Annotated in this window: 17 protein-coding genes; 6 read left to right on the plus strand and 11 right to left on the minus strand. The window is 70.1% G+C overall.

Annotation, left to right across the window (positions count from 1 at the left end; genetic code table 11):
* Positions 1-61: 61 nt before the first annotated feature.
* The 7 genes from leuB to trxB form a co-directional block, all read right to left on the minus strand.
* Positions 62-1,135 carry a 3-isopropylmalate dehydrogenase gene (gene leuB / locus YS110_19295; GenBank protein UJB66758.1) on the minus strand — a complete coding sequence of 358 codons (1,074 nt, stop codon included), beginning with the start codon at positions 1,133-1,135 and terminating at the stop codon, positions 62-64.
* A 115-nt stretch (positions 1,136-1,250) separates the two neighbouring features.
* The gene (gene leuD, locus YS110_19300; protein ID UJB66759.1) at positions 1,251-1,907 is read right to left on the minus strand and encodes a 3-isopropylmalate dehydratase small subunit; all 657 of its coding nucleotides are present in this window, start codon (positions 1,905-1,907) and stop codon (positions 1,251-1,253) included.
* A gap of 11 nt (positions 1,908-1,918) precedes the next feature.
* On the minus strand, positions 1,919-3,340 hold the full coding sequence (gene leuC / locus YS110_19305; GenBank protein ID UJB66760.1) for a 3-isopropylmalate dehydratase large subunit: 1,422 nt from the start codon (positions 3,338-3,340) through the stop codon (positions 1,919-1,921).
* A gap of 19 nt (positions 3,341-3,359) precedes the next feature.
* On the minus strand, positions 3,360-4,295 hold the full coding sequence (locus YS110_19310; protein UJB66761.1) for a LysR family transcriptional regulator: 936 nt from the start codon (positions 4,293-4,295) through the stop codon (positions 3,360-3,362).
* A 171-nt stretch (positions 4,296-4,466) separates the two neighbouring features.
* Positions 4,467-4,637 (minus strand): 50S ribosomal protein L33, encoded by a 171-nt coding sequence (gene rpmG, locus YS110_19315; GenBank protein UJB66762.1) that lies wholly within the window; start codon positions 4,635-4,637, stop codon positions 4,467-4,469.
* Between the two features lie 22 nt (positions 4,638-4,659).
* The gene (gene rpmB / locus YS110_19320) at positions 4,660-4,893 is read right to left on the minus strand and encodes a 50S ribosomal protein L28 (protein ID UJB66763.1); all 234 of its coding nucleotides are present in this window, start codon (positions 4,891-4,893) and stop codon (positions 4,660-4,662) included.
* A gap of 162 nt (positions 4,894-5,055) precedes the next feature.
* Positions 5,056-6,012, minus strand: a complete 957-nt coding sequence (gene trxB / locus YS110_19325; GenBank protein ID UJB66764.1) for a thioredoxin-disulfide reductase — start codon at positions 6,010-6,012, stop codon at positions 5,056-5,058.
* A gap of 124 nt (positions 6,013-6,136) precedes the next feature.
* Between trxB and YS110_19330 the strand changes: the two genes are divergently transcribed.
* The 4 genes from YS110_19330 (at position 6,137) to lolA (ending at position 11,736) form a co-directional block, all read left to right on the plus strand.
* Positions 6,137-8,473 (plus strand): DNA translocase FtsK 4TM domain-containing protein, encoded by a 2,337-nt coding sequence (locus YS110_19330; protein ID UJB66765.1) that lies wholly within the window; start codon positions 6,137-6,139, stop codon positions 8,471-8,473.
* Positions 8,474-8,591: 118 nt separating this feature from the next.
* Positions 8,592-9,758: an extracellular solute-binding protein gene (locus tag YS110_19335; protein ID UJB67522.1), complete on the plus strand. Its 1,167-nt coding sequence runs from the start codon at positions 8,592-8,594 to the stop codon at positions 9,756-9,758.
* A gap of 11 nt (positions 9,759-9,769) precedes the next feature.
* The gene (locus YS110_19340; protein ID UJB66766.1) at positions 9,770-11,104 is read left to right on the plus strand and encodes a diguanylate cyclase; all 1,335 of its coding nucleotides are present in this window, start codon (positions 9,770-9,772) and stop codon (positions 11,102-11,104) included.
* A gap of 2 nt (positions 11,105-11,106) precedes the next feature.
* A complete protein-coding gene (lolA, locus tag YS110_19345) occupies positions 11,107-11,736 on the plus strand; it encodes an outer membrane lipoprotein chaperone LolA (protein ID UJB66767.1) in 630 nt (209 codons plus the stop codon).
* Between the two features lie 104 nt (positions 11,737-11,840).
* On the opposite strand, the gene YS110_19350 is transcribed toward lolA, so the two are convergent.
* Together YS110_19350 and YS110_19355 are read right to left on the minus strand one after the other, a co-directional pair.
* On the minus strand, positions 11,841-12,482 hold the full coding sequence (locus YS110_19350) for a response regulator transcription factor (GenBank protein ID UJB66768.1): 642 nt from the start codon (positions 12,480-12,482) through the stop codon (positions 11,841-11,843).
* On the minus strand, positions 12,479-14,656 hold the full coding sequence (locus YS110_19355; protein UJB66769.1) for a histidine kinase: 2,178 nt from the start codon (positions 14,654-14,656) through the stop codon (positions 12,479-12,481). Before YS110_19355 ends, YS110_19350 begins: the two co-directional genes overlap by 4 nt.
* Before the next feature lie 182 nt (positions 14,657-14,838).
* Here YS110_19355 and YS110_19360 point away from each other — a divergent pair, with 182 nt between their 5' ends.
* Positions 14,839-15,492: a DUF3592 domain-containing protein gene (locus YS110_19360; protein ID UJB66770.1), complete on the plus strand. Its 654-nt coding sequence runs from the start codon at positions 14,839-14,841 to the stop codon at positions 15,490-15,492.
* Between the two features lie 4 nt (positions 15,493-15,496).
* Here the strand turns inward: YS110_19360 and YS110_19365 are convergent, their stop codons facing one another.
* Positions 15,497-16,555, minus strand: coding sequence for a hypothetical protein (locus YS110_19365; GenBank protein ID UJB66771.1), 1,059 nt, complete (start codon positions 16,553-16,555; stop codon positions 15,497-15,499).
* 166 nt (positions 16,556-16,721) lie between these two features.
* Here YS110_19365 and YS110_19370 point away from each other — a divergent pair, with 166 nt between their 5' ends.
* Entirely contained in the window at positions 16,722-17,786 is a 1,065-nt protein-coding gene (locus YS110_19370) for a hypothetical protein (GenBank protein ID UJB66772.1), read from the plus strand.
* Positions 17,787-17,892: 106 nt separating this feature from the next.
* Here YS110_19370 and YS110_19375 read toward each other — a convergent pair whose 3' ends face one another.
* On the minus strand, positions 17,893-18,249 hold the full coding sequence (locus YS110_19375; protein ID UJB66773.1) for a DUF1304 domain-containing protein: 357 nt from the start codon (positions 18,247-18,249) through the stop codon (positions 17,893-17,895).
* Positions 18,250-18,291: the final 42 nt, after the last annotated feature.

Raw genomic sequence — 18,291 nt, forward strand, 5'->3', positions numbered from 1 at the left:
GCGGCGCGGCGCCACGCAAAAGCGGCCCCGCGGGGCCGCCTTTGCGTGGGCGGGGGGCAGGTCAGGCCGCCAGCGCCTTCACCACGGCGTCGCCCATCTGTGCGGTGCCGACCCTGGTCGTGCCTTCGCTGTGGATGTCGGGCGTGCGCAGGCCCTGGGCCAGCACCTTTTGCACGGCGGCCTCGATGCGGGCGGCGGCTTCGCCCTGGTTCAGCGAGAAGCGCAGCATCATGGCCGCGCTCAGGATGGTGGCCAGCGGGTTGGCCACGCCCTTGCCGGCGATGTCGGGCGCGCTGCCGTGGCTGGGCTCGTACAGGCCCTGCTTCCTGTCGTTCAGGCTGGCGCTGGGCAGCATGCCGATGGAGCCGGTGAGCATCGAGGCTTCATCCGAGAGGATGTCGCCGAACATGTTGCCGGTCACGATCACGTCAAACGCCTTGGGCTTCTTCACGAGCTGCATGGCCGCGTTGTCCACGTACATGTGCTCCAGTTCCACGTCCTGGTAGTCCTTGTGGACTTCCGTCACCACGTCCTTCCAGAACTGGAAGGTTTCCAGCACGTTGGCCTTGTCCACGCTGGTGACCTTCTTGCCCCGCTTGCGCGCGGCCTCGAAGGCCACGCGGGCGATGCGCTCGATCTCGGGGCGGCTGTAGCGCATGGTGTCGAAGGCTTCCTCGGCACCGGGGAAGTGCCCGTCCACGGCCGTGCGGCGGCCGCGCGGCTGGCCGAAGTAGATGTCGCCCGTCAGCTCGCGGATGATGAGGATGTCCAGGCCCGCCACCAGCTCGGGCTTGAGGCTGGAGGCGTGCGTGAGCTGCTCGTAGCAGATGGCCGGGCGGAAGTTGGCGAACAGGCCCAGGGCCTTGCGCAGGCCCAGGATGGCCTGCTCGGGGCGCAGCGGGCGGTCCAGCGTGTCGTACTTCCAGTCGCCCACTGCGCCGAACAGGATGGCGTCGGCCTCCTTGGCCAGCTTCAGCGTGGCCTCGGGCAGCGGGTGGCCCGCGGCCTCGTAGGCGGCGCCACCGACCGGCGCGGTTTCCATCTCGAACTTCAGGTCCAGGGCGTTGAGGACCTTGACGGCCTCGGCGACGATCTCGGTGCCGATGCCGTCACCGGGCAGAACTGCGATTTTCATGGTGCTTCCTTTTCAAATTTGATAGCTGCTTGCGCTCGCCAGCATTGGTTTTCAATATGAAACAACCTTGAAATCCTTTGCTGGCGAGCGCCAGGCGCTCACTTTTTTTAGTGCATCAGCCCTGTGCCATGGTGTGCGCCAGCCAGGGCTTGGTGGCCAAGCGGTGCGCCTCGAAGGCGGCGATCTTGTCCTTGTGGCGCAGCGTCAGGCCGATGTCGTCGAAACCGTTCAGCAGGCAGTACTTGCGGAACGGGATCACGTCGAACGGGATTTCCTCGCCCTGCGGACGCACGATCACCTGGCGTTCCAGGTCGACGGTGAGTTCGTAGCCGGGGAAGGCCGCCACCTCGTTGAAAAGCTGGTCCACCGTGGCCTCGGGCAGCACGATGGGCAGCAGCCCGTTCTTGAAGCAGTTGTTGAAGAAGATGTCGGCGAAGCTCGGCGCGATGATGGCGCGGAAGCCGTACTGCTCCAGCGCCCAGGGCGCGTGCTCGCGGCTGGAGCCGCAGCCGAAGTTCTTGCGCGCCACCAGCACGCTCGCGCCCTGGTAGCGCGGCTGGTTCAGCACGAAGCCGGGGTTGGGCTTGCGCGCGCTCTCGGGCACGCCGGGCTGGCCCGGCTGGTCCAGGTAGCGCCATTCGTCGAACAGGTTGGGGCCGAAGCCGGTCTTCTTGATCGACTTGAGGAACTGCTTGGGGATGATGGCGTCGGTATCGACGTTCTCGCGGTCCATGGGGGCCACCAGGCCCTTGTGCACGGTGAATTTCTGCATGGCGTGTTTCCTCAGGCGAATTTGCGGATGTCCACGAAGTGGCCGTGGATGGCCGCCGCCGCGGCCATGGCCGGGCTGACCAGGTGCGTGCGCCCGCCCGCGCCCTGGCGGCCTTCGAAGTTGCGGTTGCTGGTGGAGGCGCAGCGCTCGCCGGGCTCCAGGCGGTCGGCGTTCATGGCCAGGCACATGGAGCAGCCGGGCTCGCGCCACTCGAAGCCCGCGGCCTTGAAGATCTGGTCCAGCCCCTCGCGTTCGGCCTGGTCCTTCACCAGGCCCGAGCCGGGCACCACCAGCGCCTGCTTGATGTTCCTGGCCACCTTCTGGCCCAGCTTCTTGACCACGGCGGCGGCCTCGCGCATGTCCTCGATGCGGCTGTTGGTGCACGAGCCGATGAACACCTTGTCCACGAAGATGTCGTTCAGCGGCTTGCCCGGCTCCAGCGCCATGTAGGTCAGCGCGCGCTCCATGGCGCCGCGCTTGTTGGCGTCCTTTTCCTTGTCGGGGTCGGGCACGGTGGCGTCCACGCCCACCACCATCTCGGGGCTGGTGCCCCAGGTGACCTGGGGCACGATGTCCTCGGCGCGCAGTGTGACCACGGCGTCGAAGTGCGCGTCGGCGTCGGAGTGCAGCGTCTTCCAGTACGCCACGGCCTGCTCCCACTCCACGCCGGTGGGCGCCAGCGGGCGGCCCTTGACGTACTCGATGGTCTTTTCGTCCACGGCCACCAGGCCGGCGCGCGCGCCGGCCTCGATGGCCATGTTGCACACCGTCATGCGGCCTTCCACCGACAGCGCGCGGATGGCGTCGCCCGCGAACTCGATGGTGTAGCCCGTGCCGCCGGCCGTGCCGATCTTGCCGATGATGGCCAGCACGATGTCCTTGGCCGTGATGCCGGGCGCCACCTTGCCATCGACCTGGATGCGCATGTTCCTGGCCTTCTTGGCCAGCAGCGTCTGCGTGGCCATCACGTGCTCGACCTCGCTGGTGCCGATGCCGTGCGCCAGCGCGCCGAAGGCGCCGTGCGTGGAAGTGTGCGAGTCGCCGCAGACCACGGTCATGCCGGGCAGCGTGGCGCCGTTTTCCGGGCCGATGACGTGCACGATGCCCTGGCGCTTGCTCATGAACGGGAAGAAGGCGGCCGCGCCCACTTCGGCGATGTTCTTGTCCAGCGTGGTGATCTGCTCCTTGCTGATCGGGTCGGCGATGCCGTCGTAGCCCAGCTCCCAGCCCGTGGTGGGCGTGTTGTGGTCGGCCGTGGCCACGATGGAGCTGACGCGCCACACCTTGCGGCCCGCCTCGCGCAGGCCCTCGAAGGCCTGCGGGCTGGTCACCTCGTGCACCAGGTGGCGGTCGATGTAGAGCACGGCGGTGCCGTCCTCCTCGGTGTGGACGACGTGCTCGTCGAAGATCTTGTCGTACAGGGTGCGTCCCATGGCAGTCTCGCTTCGTCTTTCAGGTGGGGGTGGAAATTGTAGGATTGGCGAGGTGTTCGACCAGCAGCCGCGCGGTGACGGGCAGGGTGTCGAAGTCGCGCGCCACCAGGCGCAGCTCGCGCCGTGCCCAGGGCGCCTGCAGCGGCACGGCCGCGAGCCGGCCCACGCCGCGCATCAGCGCGAAGGCGCGGTCGGGCAGCAGGCCCACGCCCAGGCCGTTGTCGATCATGCGGCACATGGCGTCCAGGCTGGTGACCTGGATGCGCTGGCGCAGCGGCCGTCCGGCCTGCGCGGCGGCCTGGTGCATGGCCAGGCTGATGCTGCTGCCGGCGTGCAGGCCGACGATGTCCCAGTCCAGCACTTCTTCGAATTCGATAGCTGTCCGCGCAGACAGGGCGTGCGTTTGCGGCACGACCAGCACCAGATGGTCGCTGCGGTAGGGGCGGCTTTGCAGGGTGCTGCCATGGCTGGTGGCGGGCATGTTGCACAGCCCCAGGTCGGCCGCGCCTTCCTGCACCGCGTGCAGCACGGCGGGGCTCAGGTGCTCCTGCAGGTCGATCTTGATCTGGCTGTGCACGCGCGCGAAGGCGCCCAGGTCTTCGGGCAGAAACTGCACGATGGCGGAAATGTTGGCGTGCATGCGCACATGGCCGCGCACGCCGCCGGCGTATTCGCTCAGCTCGCCCTGCATGCGCTCCAGCCCGAACAGCACGGTGCGCGCATGGTGCAGCAGGCTTTCCCCGGCGGGGGTGAGCGTTACGCCCCGGCTGTGGCGGTACAGCAGCGCCGTGCCCATAGCGGCCTCCAGGTCCGACAGGCGCTTGCTCACGGCGGACGCCGCGATGAACTCACGCTCGGCCGCGCGGCCGATGCTGCCCAGTTCGCAGACGGCCACGAACAATTGCAGCGAGGTGAGGTCGATGCGGCGCGCGAAACTGCGCTCGGAGCTTTTCATGGGGGCGTGTGATCTTCTCGTTTGGAGAAGGTTTTGCGCATTTTCCCATGATGATTCGGTCTTTGCCATCGTGATATGCGATGGCGTGCCTCGCGGATCGGGCAGCCAGGGACGATAAAAAACCGCCAGGGCACGGATGCCGTGGCGGTTTTTGGCAGGAAGGGGCCGAAATTACTTCAGCTTGGCTTCCTTGTACTCGACGTGCTTGCGCGCCTTGGGGTCGAACTTGATGATCGACATCTTCTCAGGCATCGTCTTCTTGTTCTTGGTGGTGGTGTAGAAGTGGCCGGTGTCAGCGGTAGACACCAGCTTGATCTTTTCGCGTCCGCCTTTTGCAGCCATGTTGGTTCTCCTTCAGTGGAAATTAAGCCTGGCCACGGGCGCGCATGTCTGCGAGCACGGAGTCGATGCCGTTCTTGTCGATCAGACGCAGGGCAGCGCTGGAAACGCGCAGGCGCACCCAGCGGTTCTCGCTTTCCACCCAGAAACGACGGTACTGCAGGTTGGGCAGGAAACGGCGCTTGGTCTTGTTGTTGGCGTGGGAGACGTTGTTTCCCACCATGGGCTTCTTGCCCGTTACTTCACATACGCGTGCCATCAGGACACTCCGATAGTTCACGGCTGCCCGCCCTGGTGGCCGGCAACCTCACCTCGCCAGTTGGAACGGGTGGCGGTAACCCGGCTGCCGCGCCCGCCCCATCGGTGAGGATGTAGGGCGGAAATTCAGCAAAGCCGCGCATTATAGCGCGGCCGCCAGGAATCACTCCTGCTGTTCCAGGAAGCGCTGCGCATCCAGCGCCGCCATGCACCCGGTGCCCGCGCTGGTGATGGCCTGGCGGTACACGTGGTCCTGCACGTCGCCCGCGGCGAACACGCCGGGCACGCTGGTCTGCGTGGCGAAGCCCTTGAGCCCGCCCTGGGTGACGATGTAGCCGTTTTCGAGCTGCAGCTGGCCCTGGAAGATCTCCGTGTTGGGCGCGTGGCCGATGGCGATGAAGCAGCCTTGCAGCGCCACGTCCTCGGTGCGGCCGTCCTGCGTGCTCTTGATGCGGATGCCGGTGACGCCGCTGGCGTCGCCCAGCACCTCGTCGAGCGTGAAGAAGGTCTTGAGCTCGATCTTGCCGGCGGCCACCTTCTCGTGCAGCTTGTCGATCAGGATGGGCTCGGCGCGGAACTTGTCGCGCCGGTGCACCAGCGTCACCTTGCGCGCGATGTTCGACAGGTACAGCGCTTCCTCCACGGCGGTGTTGCCGCCGCCGATCACGCACACGTCCTGGTCGCGGTAGAAGAAGCCGTCGCAGGTGGCGCAGGCCGAGACGCCGCGGCCCATGAAGGCCTCTTCCGACGGCAGGCCCAGGTACTTGGCCGAGGCGCCGGTGGCGACGATGAGCGCGTCGCAGGTGTAGGTGGCGCTGTCGCCGGTGAGGGTGAAGGGGCGCTTCGAGAGATCCACCTTGTTGATGTGGTCGAACACGATCTGCGTCTTGAAGCGCTCGGCGTGCTCCAGGAAGCGCTGCATCAGCTCCGGCCCCTGCACGCCGGCCACGTCGGCGGGCCAGTTGTCCACCTCGGTGGTGGTGGTGAGCTGTCCGCCCTGCGCCATGCCGGTGATGAGCACCGGGTTCAGGTTGGCGCGCGCGGCGTAGATGGCAGCGGTGTAGCCGGCGGGGCCGGAGCCGAGGATGAGGACTTGGGCGTGTTGCGTGGTAGTGGCCATGGTCGGTTTCTGAGGGCTGGGCCCCTGGGTGTCTGAGGGCAAACGCCGATTGTAGGGAGCACCGCAGCCGCCCCGTTCTGTAACGGCTGTTCACCCCTGCTTCGGGTAAGCTTGCCCGCCTGCCATGACCTATTCCCTCAATACATTGAACGCTTCTTCCGGGAGCCGCGCCGCGCCGCGCTCGGGCGCCGCCCGCTTCGGCCATGAGATCGGCCTGGTGCTGGGCCTGGTGGCGTGGGTGTTCTGGCTACTGGCGCTGCTGAGCTATTCGGCGCAGGACGCGGCCTGGTCCACCTCCGGGGGGGGGCAGGCGCGCATGGTGGCCAACTGGGCCGGGCGCCTGGGCGCCTGGCTGGCCGACAGCAGCTATTTCATGCTGGGCTTTTCCGTATGGTGGGCCGTGGCGGCCTTCGTCTGGGCCTGGCTGTCGGCGCTGGCGCGCTGGATGCGCGGCGGCGAGGTGCCCGACGGCGCGCCCTCGCCGCTGCTGCGGCGCCTGGTCTTCTGGGGCGGCCTGGCGCTGCTGCTGGGGGCCAGCACGGCGCTGGAGTGGTCGCGCCTGTACCGTTTCGAGGCCCTGCTGCCCGGCCACGCCGGCGGCGTGCTGGGCTACGTGCTCGGCCCGGCGTCGATGAAATGGCTGGGCTTCACCGGCTCGGGGCTGCTGGGCATCGTGCTGCTGGTGCTGGGCGTGGCGCTGGTGTTCCGCTTTTCGTGGGGGCTGGTGGCCGAGCGCGTGGGCGGGCACATCGACGGCCTGGTGCAGTTCGGCCGTGCGCGGCGCGAGAAGGCCAAGGACCTGGCCGTGGGCAAGCGCGCCGCGCGCGAGCGCGAGGAGGTGGTGCAGGAGGAGCGCCACGAGATCGAGGCCCACCACCCGCAGCCCGTGACCATCATCGAGCCGGTGCTGGCCGAGCCGGCGCAGAGCACGCGCGTGGTGAAGGAGCGGCAAAAGCCCCTGTTCTCCGACATGCCCGACAGCCCGCTGCCGCAGGTGGACCTGCTCGATGCCGCGCAGGCGCGCCAGGAAACCGTCTCGCCCGAGACGCTGGAGATGACCAGCCGCCTGATCGAGAAGAAGCTCAAGGACTTCGGCGTCGAGGTCACGGTGGTGGCGGCGCAGCCCGGCCCGGTCATCACGCGCTACGAGGTCGAGCCGGCCACGGGCGTGAAGGGCTCGCAGATCGTCAACCTGGCCAAGGACCTGGCGCGCTCGCTGTCGCTGGTGTCGATCCGCGTGGTCGAGACCATTCCGGGCAAGACCACGATGGCGCTGGAGCTGCCCAACGCCAAGCGCCAGACCATCCGCCTGTCGGAAATCCTCGGCTCGCAGGTCTACCACGACGCCAAGAGCATGCTCACCGTGGGCCTGGGCAAGGACATCATCGGCGCCCCGGTGGTGGCCGATCTGGCCAAGATGCCGCACTGCCTGGTGGCGGGCACCACGGGCTCGGGCAAGTCGGTGGGCATCAACGCCATGATCCTGTCGCTGCTCTACAAGGCCGAGGCGCGCGACGTGCGCCTGATGATGATCGACCCGAAGATGCTGGAGATGTCGGTCTACGAAGGCATTCCGCACCTGCTGTGCCCGGTGGTGACCGACATGAAGCAGGCCGCCAACGGCCTGAACTGGTGCGTGGCCGAGATGGAGCGGCGCTACAAGCTGATGAGCAAGGTCGGCGTGCGCAACCTCGCGGGCTACAACGCCAAGATCGACGAGGCCAAGGCGCGCGGCGAGATCATCGGCAACCCCTTCAGCCTGACGCCGGAGCAGCCTGAGCCGCTGGACCGCCTGCCGCACATCGTCGTCATCATCGACGAGCTGGCCGACCTGATGATGGTCGTGGGCAAGAAGATCGAGGAGCTGATCGCGCGCCTGGCGCAGAAGGCGCGCGCCGCGGGCATCCACCTCATCCTGGCGACGCAGCGCCCCAGCGTGGACGTGATCACCGGGCTGATCAAGGCCAACATCCCGACGCGCATTGCCTTCTCGGTGGGCAGCAAGATCGACAGCCGCACCATCCTCGACCAGATGGGTGCCGAGGCGCTGCTGGGCATGGGCGACATGCTCTACATGGCCAGCGGCACCGGCCTGCCGGTGCGCGTACACGGCGCCTTCGTGAGCGATGACGAGGTGCACCGCGTCGTCAGCTACCTCAAGGAGCAGGGCGAGCCCGACTACGTCGAGGGGGTGCTCGAAGGCGGCGGCGAGGACGGCGAAGGCGGCTTCGCCGACAGCGGCGGCGAAGGCGGGGGCGGCGAGAAGGACCCGATGTACGACCAGGCCGTCGAGGTGGTGCTCAAGGACCGCAAGGCCAGCATCTCCTACGTGCAGCGCAAGCTGCGCATCGGCTACAACCGCTCGGCGCGTTTGCTCGAAGACATGGAAAAGGCCGGCCTGGTCAGCGCCCTCACGGCCAGCGGCCAGCGCGAGGTGCTGGTGCCCGCGCGGGCGGAGTAGGGTGGAGGAGCAGCGCATGCGCTCCCGTGGCCTCGCGGCACGCGGCCTGGCCCTGGCCCTGTCACTTGGGTTCCCGGCGCTCGCGTGGGCCCAGGATCCGGCGCAGAAGGTGGACGTGATGCACTGGTGGGTGTCGGAGGGCGAGCAGGCCAGCATCGACGTCATCAAGCGCTACACCCGGCAGGCCGGCATGGCGTGGCAGGAGGAAGTGCGGGCCGGTAGCGGCACGGCCCGCTACGGGGATTTCGTGCGCCAGCGGGTCGAGGCCGGCAGGCCCCCGGCCGCCGCGCAGATGATCGGCTTCGACATCCAGTACTGGGCCCGGCGCGGCGCGCTCGCCAGCCTGGACGAACAGGCCCGCCTGCAGGAGTGGGATGAAGTGGTGCCCTACGGCATCCAGCGCCTGTCCAAGTACCAGGGCCATTGGATCGCCGCGCCCATCAACGCGCACGCCACCAACTGGCTGTGGGTCAACAAGCCGGTGCTGGACCGCCTGGGCGGCACCGCGCCGGACAACTGGGACGCGCTGATCGCGCTGCTGGACAAGGCCAAGGCGGCCGGCATCGTGCCGCTGGCCATCGGCAAGGAGGCGTGGGAGCAGACCCTGCTGTTCGAGTCGGTGGCTGCCGGGGCGGGCGGCGCGGAGTTCTACCGCCGCGCCTTCCTCGACCTGGACCCGCAGGCGCTGCAGCCGCAGCTGCTGCGCACCATCTTCCAGCGCATGCGCCAGCTGCGCGCCTTCGCGGATGCGGGCCTGGCCGGGCGCACCTGGGACCAGGCCACCCGGATGGTGATGGCGGGCCAGGCCCTGCTGCAGGTGCAAGGCACCTGGGTGAACGGCGAATTCACCTCGCGGCGCATGGTGCCCGGCAGGCAGTTCGAGTGCTTCCTGTTCCCCGATACCCAGGGCATCTACCTGTTCAACGCCGACCAGTACGTCTTCTTCCAGGGCGCGGCCATGGCCGGCGCCACGCGCGGGCGGTTCGCCGCCACGCTGATGGACACCGGCCTGCAGCGCGACCTGAACATCGCCACCGGCGCCGCGCCGGCGCGCGTCGACGTGGCGCCGGACGCGTTCAACGCCTGCGGGCAGCAGCTCATCCGCCACCTGCGCGCCAGCAACATGCGCCGCACCGTGCTGGGCTCGGTGGCCATGGGCAATGCCAACCCGCCCGCGGTCAAGACGGCCATCTACCAGGTGGTGCAGGCGCATTTCACCGGCGCCATCGACGACGAGACGGCCATCGCCCGGCTGCAGGCAGCCATCGGGCGTGCCACGCAGTGAACGAACCCGCCATGCCGCGTTTCTTCAACAACCTGAAACTGGTCAACAAGGTGCTGCTGATGGTCGGGCTGCTGGGCTCGCTGTCCGTGCTCATCACCGTCTTCGCGCTGCTCAACATGCGCGCCATCGACCGCAGCTACCGCGACCTGCTGGCCGTGGACGTGCAGGCCGCCATCCTGATCGACGGCGCGCTGCTGGAGATGAACGAGGCCAGCCGCCTGGTGTTCGCCGTGCTCACCGAGCAGGAGGAAGCGCGCATGCGCGCCGTGGGCCGCGACATCGCGGCCGCGCAGGAGCGCTTTCGCCAGGCGCTCGACCGCCTGGCCCCCCTGCTGCGCGGCCAGCAGGGCGCGCTGGCCGGCGTGCGTGCGCACGAGGCCGCGGTGGCGGCGCAATCGGCCCGGATCGTGGAGGCCGCCGCCCGCTGGCGCGGCGACCGCGCGCTGCAGATCATCCATGAGCAGTTGCAGCCCGAACTCAAGGGCCTGCGCCGGGGCATGGACGGGCTGCGCGACGCCTCGGTCGCCAACTACCAGGCCGTGGCCGCCGAGCTGGCGGCGCAGACCCGCCGCACCACCGTGCAGACGGCGCTGGCCTTCGGCCTGGCCGTCACCTTCGTGATCCTGCTGTCGGCCTGGCTGTCGATCCACGAGGTCTCGCGCCCCATCAACGGCCTGGCGGCGGCCATGCGGCGCCTGGCCAACAGGGACTACGAAGGCCGTATCGAGGGCGTGCACCGCCGCGACGAGGTCGGCCAGATAGCCCAGGCCATGGACTACTTCCGCGAGAAGATGATCGAGGCCGACCGGCTGCAGCAGGAGGTGCTGCGCGACCCGCTGACCGGCATCGCCAACCGCCGCGCCTTCGACCAGGCCCTGGAGCTCGCCTGGCGCCAACTGGTGCGCAGCCAGCGCCCGCTGAGCCTGCTGTTCATGGACATCGACCACTTCAAGGCCTTCAACGACCACTACGGCCACGGCGAGGGCGACCGCTGCCTGGCGCGTATCGCCGGTGCCCTGCACGGCTGTGTGCACCGGCCGGGCGACCTGGTGGCCCGCTACGGCGGCGAGGAATTCGTCGCCATCCTGCCCGACACCGACGCCCAGGGCGCGCTTGGCGTGGCGCAGGCGTGCCACGCCGCCACGGCGGTGCAGGCCATCCCGCACGGCCATTCCGGCGTGTCCGGCTGGGTGACCCTCAGCATCGGCGTGGCCACCATGGTGCCGCGCCAGGGCAGCACGCCGCAGGAACTGCTGCAGGCGGCGGACGCCATGCTCTATGCCGCCAAGGCGGCTGGGCGCAAAACCACCCGCGCCATCACTTTGGCGCCTACCGCCACGGAGTAACCATGCGGAAAATTACTTTCTTTTTCATAGCTGCCTGCGCTTTCCCCGCCTGGGCCGACGGCCTGAAAAGCCTGGAAAACTTCATGAAGACCGCGCACAGCGGCCGCGCCGCCTTCACCCAGGCGGTGACGGCGCCGCCGAAGGACGGGCAGGCGGCGCGCACCAAACAGTCGAGCGGCCACTTCGCGTTCCAGCGCCCCGGCCGCTTCAAGTTCGTCTACGACAAGCCGTTCGCGCAGACCATCGTGGCCGACGGCAAGACGCTCTGGCTCTACGACGTCGACCTGAACCAGGTCACGCAGCGCGCGCAGGACAAGGCGCTGGGCGCCACGCCCGCCGCGCTGCTCGCCTCCGCGCCCGACCTCGCCGCGCTGCGCGCCGATTTCACGCTGGAATCGGCGCCCGAGGAGGGCGGCCTGCAATGGGTGCTTGCCACCCCGAAGGCCCAGGAAGGCCAGCTCAGGAGCGTGCGCGTCGGCTTCGACGGCGAGGCGCTCGCGGTGCTGGACATCGTGGACAGCTTCGGCCAGCGCTCGCTGATCCGCTTCACCGGCATGCAGCTCAACCCGGCGCTGCCTGCGGGCGCGTTCACCTTCAAGCCGCCTGCGGGGGCGGACGTGCTGCAGCAGTAGTGCTCCTTTTTCAGGAGCTTCTGGCGCTTGGTGTGACTGGAATTCCGATGGAAAAGTACCCGAAAATGTCTTCTGGCAAGCGCGGCAAGCTACGTTTTCGATAGCTACGCGAGCCCCATGCCGCGCGCCTGCAGCGCCGCCTCGGCGCGGCTGCTGATGCCCAGCTTGCGGTAGATGGCCTTCACGTGGTCGCCCACGGTGTGGCGCGAGATGCCCAGGACCTGGCCAATGTCGGCGATGCGCACGCCCTGGGCCAGCAGGCCCAGCACCTCGCGTTCGCGCTGGCTCAGCCCCTCCTGTGCCTGCACCTGCGCCTGCGGCACGCGCGGCGCCTGGAAGTGGCGCAGCAGCCGCCGCGCGATGGCCGGCGACAGCGGCGGCTGGCCCTGCGCGATGCCCTGCAACTGCGTGGCGAGCCAGGGGATCGGGTGGTCCTTGAGCAGATAGCCCTGGGCGCCGGTCTGCAGCGCCTGGAAAAGGTTTTCGTCGTCGTCGTGGATGGTGGAGACGACGATGGCGCAGCCGGGCTGGCGCTGGGCGAGGCGGGCGATCACGTCGCGGCCGTGGCCGTCGCCGAGCTCCAGATCGACCAGCGCCAGGTCGAACGGCTGCGCCTCGACCAGCCGCAGCGCCTCGTGCGCCCCGCGCGCCAGCGTGCACTGCGCGCTGGGGAAGGCCGCCTGTACCGCAGCCTGCACGATAGCCAGGGCATCGGGCAGGTCATCGACGAGCAGGACTTTTTTCATGCGATTTCCTGCGCCTCCAGCGGCAGGCGCACCGCCAGCTCGGCCTGGCCCTGCGCCGTGGCCGCGGTGCGCACCTCGCCGCCCCAGGCCTGCAGCCGCTGGCGCATGCCGCGCAGCCCGCGCCCCTCGGGCCAGCGCGCGGGGTCGCCGATCGCGCCGTCGTTGCGCACCGCCAGGTGCAGCACGCCGCCTGGCGCCAGGCGCAGGGCCACCTCCACCTCCCGGGGCCGGGCGTGGCGCAGCGCGTTGGTCAGCCCCTCGCGCAGCGCGCGCTCGACCACGGCCTTCTGGCGCGAGCCGAGCGCGGGCGCCTCGCCCTCGGTGGGCAGCTCCGCCGTCCAGGCCAGCGCCACGCGCGCCGCCTCGCAGCGCGCCCCGGCCTCGGCGCGCCAGTCGGCGGCAGCGTCGGCCAGCGGCATGTCGTGCGCGTCCATCACGTGCAGGGCGGTGCGCAGGTCCTGCATGGCGGCGCGCGCCAGCTCCACCAGCTCGGGCGAGCCGGCGCGGTGGATCAGCATGAGCAGGCGCGCGCCCACGTCGTCGTGCATGTCGCGCGCGATGCGGCGGCGCTCCTCGCTGGCGCCGCGCTCGTAGGCGCTGCGGCCGGCCTGGGCCTGCTCCATGAGCTGGCACAGCGCGTCCATGAAGGTGGCGTCCTTGCTCGAAAACAGCCGCTGCCCGCGCGCCGGGTAGCGCAGGCAGCGCGCGGCGATGCCGCCGCAGGCCGGCACCTGCAGCGCCAGGCCGGTGCCATCCAGCGCCGCCTGCGGGCCCTGGAACCCGCTGGCCTCCAGGTGCAGCGGGTCGTAGAGGCGGCGCAGCAGGTCGTCCCACAGCGTTTCCTGCGTCGGGCGCGAGGGCTGGAAGGCGATGCGCACCACGTCGGGCATCAGCTCGTGCACGCGCATCGCCGGGCGGTGCGCCAGGCGCTGCCACAGCCACTGCCGCGCGGGAAAGTACAGCGCCCCGCAGATCCACAGCGACGCGCCCAGCGCCAGGCCCGCCGACCAGTCCAGCAGCACGATGAGCAGCGCGTCCACCCCCACCACGGCCACCGTGCCGCCGACCCACAGCAGCATGCGCCAGGCCCATTCGTCCAGGTCGAACAGCCGGTAGCGCCGCAGGCCGAGCGCGATGCCCACGTAGATGAACAGGAAGAAGCCGAAGGCGTAGCCCTGGGGCATGGGCGGCAGCCAGCCCAGCACCGCCGTGGCGACGATGAGCGTGATGAACAGCCCGCTGCCCACCAGCAGCGACAGGCTGAGCCAGCGCAGCGACGCGCGGCCGAGCGCGTCGCCCTTGCTGCGCCGCCACTGCACCAGGGCCAGGGCGATGGCCAGCAGCATCTCGGTCATCACCAGCAGGCGCATGCCCTCGTCGGGGCCGGGCACCCAGCGGCGCACGTCGGCCCACCACCACAGCCCGAACAGCGCGAACGGCGCCGCCAGCCAGGCCGGGCGCGCGGCGGCGCGCAGGGGGCGCGGGTGCACCAGGAAGATGGCCACCAGCGCCGCGCCGAAGAGCGCTGCGCCGAAGTGGTTCAGGTGGCTCAGCGCCAGGAACGTATCGCCGGGCAGCGCCAGCTCGCGCCCGCTGTAGACGGCTGCGGGCATGGCGAACAGGGGAAACGACAGCCCGGTGATGCCGAACATGCGTGCGCCCCAGTCGTGCGGGCGCAGCACCCAGACCCAGCAGGCGATCAGGCAGCCGGCGGTGGAGACGGCGAGCTGGAACCAGAACAGCAGCGGCAGGTTGCTCACGGGCCGCTCGCGCGGCGTGGCCAGGGCGCTTTGCGGCGCGCCGTCCGGTCCGGCCTGCCACCACAGCGCTACCTGCGGGCCGCGCAGCACGGCGGCGAACTGGCTTTGCCGGGCGAAAAAGCCGTCCATGCGCGCGAAGCTCTCCAGCATGTCGGGCTCTTCCATCAGGTCCTCGGCGGCCAGCGCCCGCATCGGCTGCCCCGGCGCGGCAATGCCCAGCAGGCGCGCGCCGGCGGGAATCGCGGCGGACTGGCTGCGCTCCACGGCGACGCCGCCATCCGGCCCGGCCGCCAGCCGCAGCCCCAGCCATGGCATGTGCAGGGCCAGCGCCACGGCCAGCGCGATGGCGGCCAGGCAGTACCCGAGCGCGGCGGACAGCCAGAGCGAGGGCGGGCGGTGCGAGGAAGGCGTCATGCTGCGGGTGCAATGAAAATGATAGCTGCCAGCGCTTGATGGCAAAGGGCCAGGCCGCGTTTTTGCTCGAAACTTCCGGTGGTACGATGGGCCGCTTCGATGGTGTTGGAGGGCAAGTATGGCAGCGCAGGAAGGCAAACCCATGGCCGGGCGGCGCCCCGGCGCGGCGCGCGCCCGCAGGCATGCCTGACACTTTCGCCCTCCCGTCCCTGGCGCTGGCGGCTGTGCCGCTGTTGCTGCTCCTGCTCGGCCTGCTGGCCATGCTGCTGCCCGATGCCGCGCTGCGCGGCCTGGCGGGCGCGCGCGACCCCGTGGCCGTGGCCATGCTGCCGCTGTCCGCGGGCCTGGCGCTGCTGGGCCTGCTGCTGCTGGCGCTCAACGCCGCCGACGGCGTGCGCGCGCAGCAGGCATGGCAATGGCAGCCGGTGCCCGCGCGCGTCGTGCACAGCGGCCTGGTGCAGACCCTGCAGCCGCGCGCCGCCAGCCCGGGCTGGCGGCCCGACGTGCGCTACGCCTACCGCCATGGCACGCAGGACTACACCGGCCAGCGCGTCGCCTTCCATCCGCTGACCAGCAGCGACCGCGCCGCCACCGCCGCCTGGCTGCAGCGCAGCTACCCGGCGGGTGCGCAGGTGACCGCCTACGTCAACCCGGCCGACCCCGCGCAGTCCGTGCTCGAACGCGGCGGCGCAGTCTGGGCCTGGTGGATGGCCGCCGTAGGGCTGGTGCTGGCGGGCGCCGGGCTGTGGCTGCTGCGCGCCGCATTGCGCACGGATGGCACCGGCGGCACCGCGCGGCCCGCCCGCAGGCGCAAGCGTCGGCGTCGGCAGGGGTGAGCCCTCAGGGCTTGGCCGGGGCGCTGCGGGCCTGGCGCACGGCATCGGTCAGCGCGGTGTTGGCGTCGGCCAGCAGTTGCCGCGCGATGCCCTGGTAGCGCGCCGGGTCGGCGTGGATCTCCAGGTCCTTGCGCGAGAAGCTGCGGCCCGACAACAGGCCGGAGACGGCGCCCAGGGCGTTCACGCTGCCATCGGTCACGTCCCTGGTCGTGCCGTAGGCCTGCTGCGAGTACACCGCCTGCCCCAGCTTGAGGGCGCTGCCGTGCGCGTCGGGGCAGTAGCCCACGCACTGGCTGCCGCGCAGCGTGGCATAGACGATGCCGCTGCCCGCGCGCACCGACAGGCCCTGGCCCATGGCCACTTCGGCGTTGCCGCCGGCCACCAGGGTCTTGCCGCTGCTGGCGGCGTTGAGGAAGTCCACGTAGTAGGTCACGCTGATCACCCCGGCCTGCTGCTCCTTGAGCAGCGCGGGCCACACCTGCGTGGGGCTGCCCGCGTTGAAGCCCGAGAAGGCCGAACCCGCGCCGGTGTCGCCCGGGAACATCGCCAGCTTGGCGCCGCCGGGCGCGAACACCAGCAGCTTGCCCTGGCCGGCGTCGAGCGTCGCCGGGCTGGGCACGCTGGCCAGGCGCGCGTAGGCGCCCGATGCGGCCAGGTCGCGCGGCTCCAGCACCGCCAGGCCGCTGGCCCGGAGCTTGTCCACGAAGTCGGCGTAGGCCGCGTCGGTGATGGCCTGGTAGGTGGCATGGTCCAGGCCGCGCAGCGTGCCCTTCATGGCGGTGGAAGCGGAGTTCGTGCTGAACAGCGCGCTGCTGCTGGCCGATGCCGACACCTGCTGGCTGAACGCCACGCGGAACGCGGCGATGACGACCTTGCTTTCGCCCTGGAGGTAGCGGGTGCCGCTGGATTCCACGCTGCCCAGGGGCACGCCCAGGGCGCCGCGCTGCACGGCGGGCTGGTTGCCGCCGCCCGTGGTCACGCAGGCGGACAGCGCGGCCAGCGCCAGGGCCGTGGCGGCCAGCCGGGCCGGGCGGGAAAAAGGAAGGGGCGAGGACAGGGGCATCGGCGCGGACTCCAGCGGATTCTTGAAACGGTTGGATACGAATCGGCCGATTCTGGTGGGCCCCGGCATGCGCGGCAATCCCGCGTACGCGGGATTGCGGGGGGCGCCAGGACTCCGAAGAATGCGCGGGTTCGATACATCTCCTAACCAAAAGGAAACCTTTGCGATGACATACCCGAACCGTTTTACCCTGCAGCGCCCGCTGCGCTGGATGGGGGCCCTGGCCCTGGCCGCGGGCCTGGCCGCCTGCGGCGGAGGGGGCTCCAGCAGCAACGATGGGGCGGCCCCGGTCAATCCGCCCAAGCCCCCGGCACCGGTGGCGACCGAGCTCTTCGGCACCGCCGCCGTTGGCGCGCCCATCGCCGGCGGCAAGGTCGAGGTGCGCTGCCAGGGCGGCGCCACGCTGCTGACGGCCACCACCACGGCCACCGGCACCTGGCAGGTCGATACCACGGGGCAGGCGCTGCCCTGCGCGGTGCGCGTGACGGGCGGCAGCCTGGCGCAGGGGCAGGCCTACCACTCGGTGGCCCTGGCCTTCGGCACCCTGAACGTCACGCCGCTGACCGACCTGATGGTGGCCAACGCCGCTGCCAGGACACCCGCGGCCTGGTGGGGCGGCAGCGGCCCGGCGGACCCGTCGGCCGTGACGCAGGCCGCGCTGGACCGGGCGCTGGCCGCGCTGCGCGCGGCCTTCGGCCTGGCCGTGCTCAAGGACCTCGATCCGCGCACGGCGCAGTTCACCGCCCAGCCCAAGGACAGGATCGACGACGTGCTCGAAGCCCTGCGCCTGGCCCTGCCGAAAGCCGGCATGGACTACGCGGCGCTGGTGCAGGCGGCGCTTGGCCAGGGCTTCGCGCTGCCCGAGAGCTTCCGCACCGTGCTGGCTAGTAGCTACGTCACCGTCACCACGGGCGGCAGCACCCCGGACCCGGTGCCCGGCCCTGGCGGCAACTACACGCTCACGCTGAACGTCACGGCCAGCGGCATGGCCCTGGCGCCGATCACCCTGACCAACATGCCCAAGCCCGCTTCGCAGTCGGAGTTCTGCGGCTGGGTCGATGATCCGTCCAGCCCGCTGTCGCTGACCCAGGTGAGCAATGGCGCGACAGGCAAGGTCGTCATCAACAGCTGCGCCTTCAACGGCACCGTGGGCAGGGTGGATGCCACGCTGACGATCACCTCCCCCGTGGCCATGACGGTGCCCTACAGCGTCACGTACACCTACCGCTGACGCCGGAACTGGCCTTTTGCTCTGTTTCTGGTAGCTGCTTGCGCTTTGCTGGAAAGGGCTGGTGCCTGTTTTTTGCAGGAATGCCGGGCCTGCCCCGGCCCCTTGTTCAGGCCAGCGCCAGCAGCGCCAGCCCGATGGCGGCGGGCACCGCCTGGATGAACAGGATCTTGCGGCTGGCCGTGGCGGCGCCGTACAGGCCCGCCACCAGCACGCACAGCAGGAAGAACACCTGCACCTGCACGCCCCCGGGGCCGAGCCACAGGCCCCACAGCAGGCCCGCCGCGAGGAAGCCGTTGTACAGGCCCTGGTTGGCTGCCAGGGTCTTGGTGGCGGTGGCCATTTCCTGGGTCAGGCCGAAGGCGCGCCGTCCGGCGGGCTTGTCCCACTGGAACATCTCCAGCACCAGGATGTAGACGTGCAGCAGGGCGATCAGGGCGACGACGGCGTTGGCGGCAAGGGACATGGCGTGGCTCGCGGGGTGGCAAAGCGCCCAGCATATCCGCTG

This window comes from Acidovorax sp. YS12, assembly GCA_021496925.1.
Taxonomy (GTDB): domain Bacteria; phylum Pseudomonadota; class Gammaproteobacteria; order Burkholderiales; family Burkholderiaceae_C; genus Paenacidovorax.

Coding starts and splice junctions, on each gene's coding strand:
- leuB (UJB66758.1), bottom strand. CDS start 1,135: ATGAAAATCGCAGTTCTGCCCGGTGACGGCATCGGCACCGAGATCGTC.
- leuD (UJB66759.1), bottom strand. CDS start 1,907: ATGCAGAAATTCACCGTGCACAAGGGCCTGGTGGCCCCCATGGACCGC.
- leuC (UJB66760.1), bottom strand. CDS start 3,340: ATGGGACGCACCCTGTACGACAAGATCTTCGACGAGCACGTCGTCCAC.
- YS110_19310 (UJB66761.1), bottom strand. CDS start 4,295: ATGAAAAGCTCCGAGCGCAGTTTCGCGCGCCGCATCGACCTCACCTCG.
- rpmG (UJB66762.1), bottom strand. CDS start 4,637: ATGGCTGCAAAAGGCGGACGCGAAAAGATCAAGCTGGTGTCTACCGCT.
- rpmB (UJB66763.1), bottom strand. CDS start 4,893: ATGGCACGCGTATGTGAAGTAACGGGCAAGAAGCCCATGGTGGGAAAC.
- trxB (UJB66764.1), bottom strand. CDS start 6,012: ATGGCCACTACCACGCAACACGCCCAAGTCCTCATCCTCGGCTCCGGC.
- YS110_19330 (UJB66765.1), top strand. CDS start 6,137: ATGACCTATTCCCTCAATACATTGAACGCTTCTTCCGGGAGCCGCGCC.
- YS110_19335 (UJB67522.1), top strand. CDS start 8,592: ATGCACTGGTGGGTGTCGGAGGGCGAGCAGGCCAGCATCGACGTCATC.
- YS110_19340 (UJB66766.1), top strand. CDS start 9,770: ATGCCGCGTTTCTTCAACAACCTGAAACTGGTCAACAAGGTGCTGCTG.
- lolA (UJB66767.1), top strand. CDS start 11,107: ATGCGGAAAATTACTTTCTTTTTCATAGCTGCCTGCGCTTTCCCCGCC.
- YS110_19350 (UJB66768.1), bottom strand. CDS start 12,482: ATGAAAAAAGTCCTGCTCGTCGATGACCTGCCCGATGCCCTGGCTATC.
- YS110_19355 (UJB66769.1), bottom strand. CDS start 14,656: ATGACGCCTTCCTCGCACCGCCCGCCCTCGCTCTGGCTGTCCGCCGCG.
- YS110_19360 (UJB66770.1), top strand. CDS start 14,839: ATGCCTGACACTTTCGCCCTCCCGTCCCTGGCGCTGGCGGCTGTGCCG.
- YS110_19365 (UJB66771.1), bottom strand. CDS start 16,555: ATGCCCCTGTCCTCGCCCCTTCCTTTTTCCCGCCCGGCCCGGCTGGCC.
- YS110_19370 (UJB66772.1), top strand. CDS start 16,722: ATGACATACCCGAACCGTTTTACCCTGCAGCGCCCGCTGCGCTGGATG.
- YS110_19375 (UJB66773.1), bottom strand. CDS start 18,249: ATGTCCCTTGCCGCCAACGCCGTCGTCGCCCTGATCGCCCTGCTGCAC.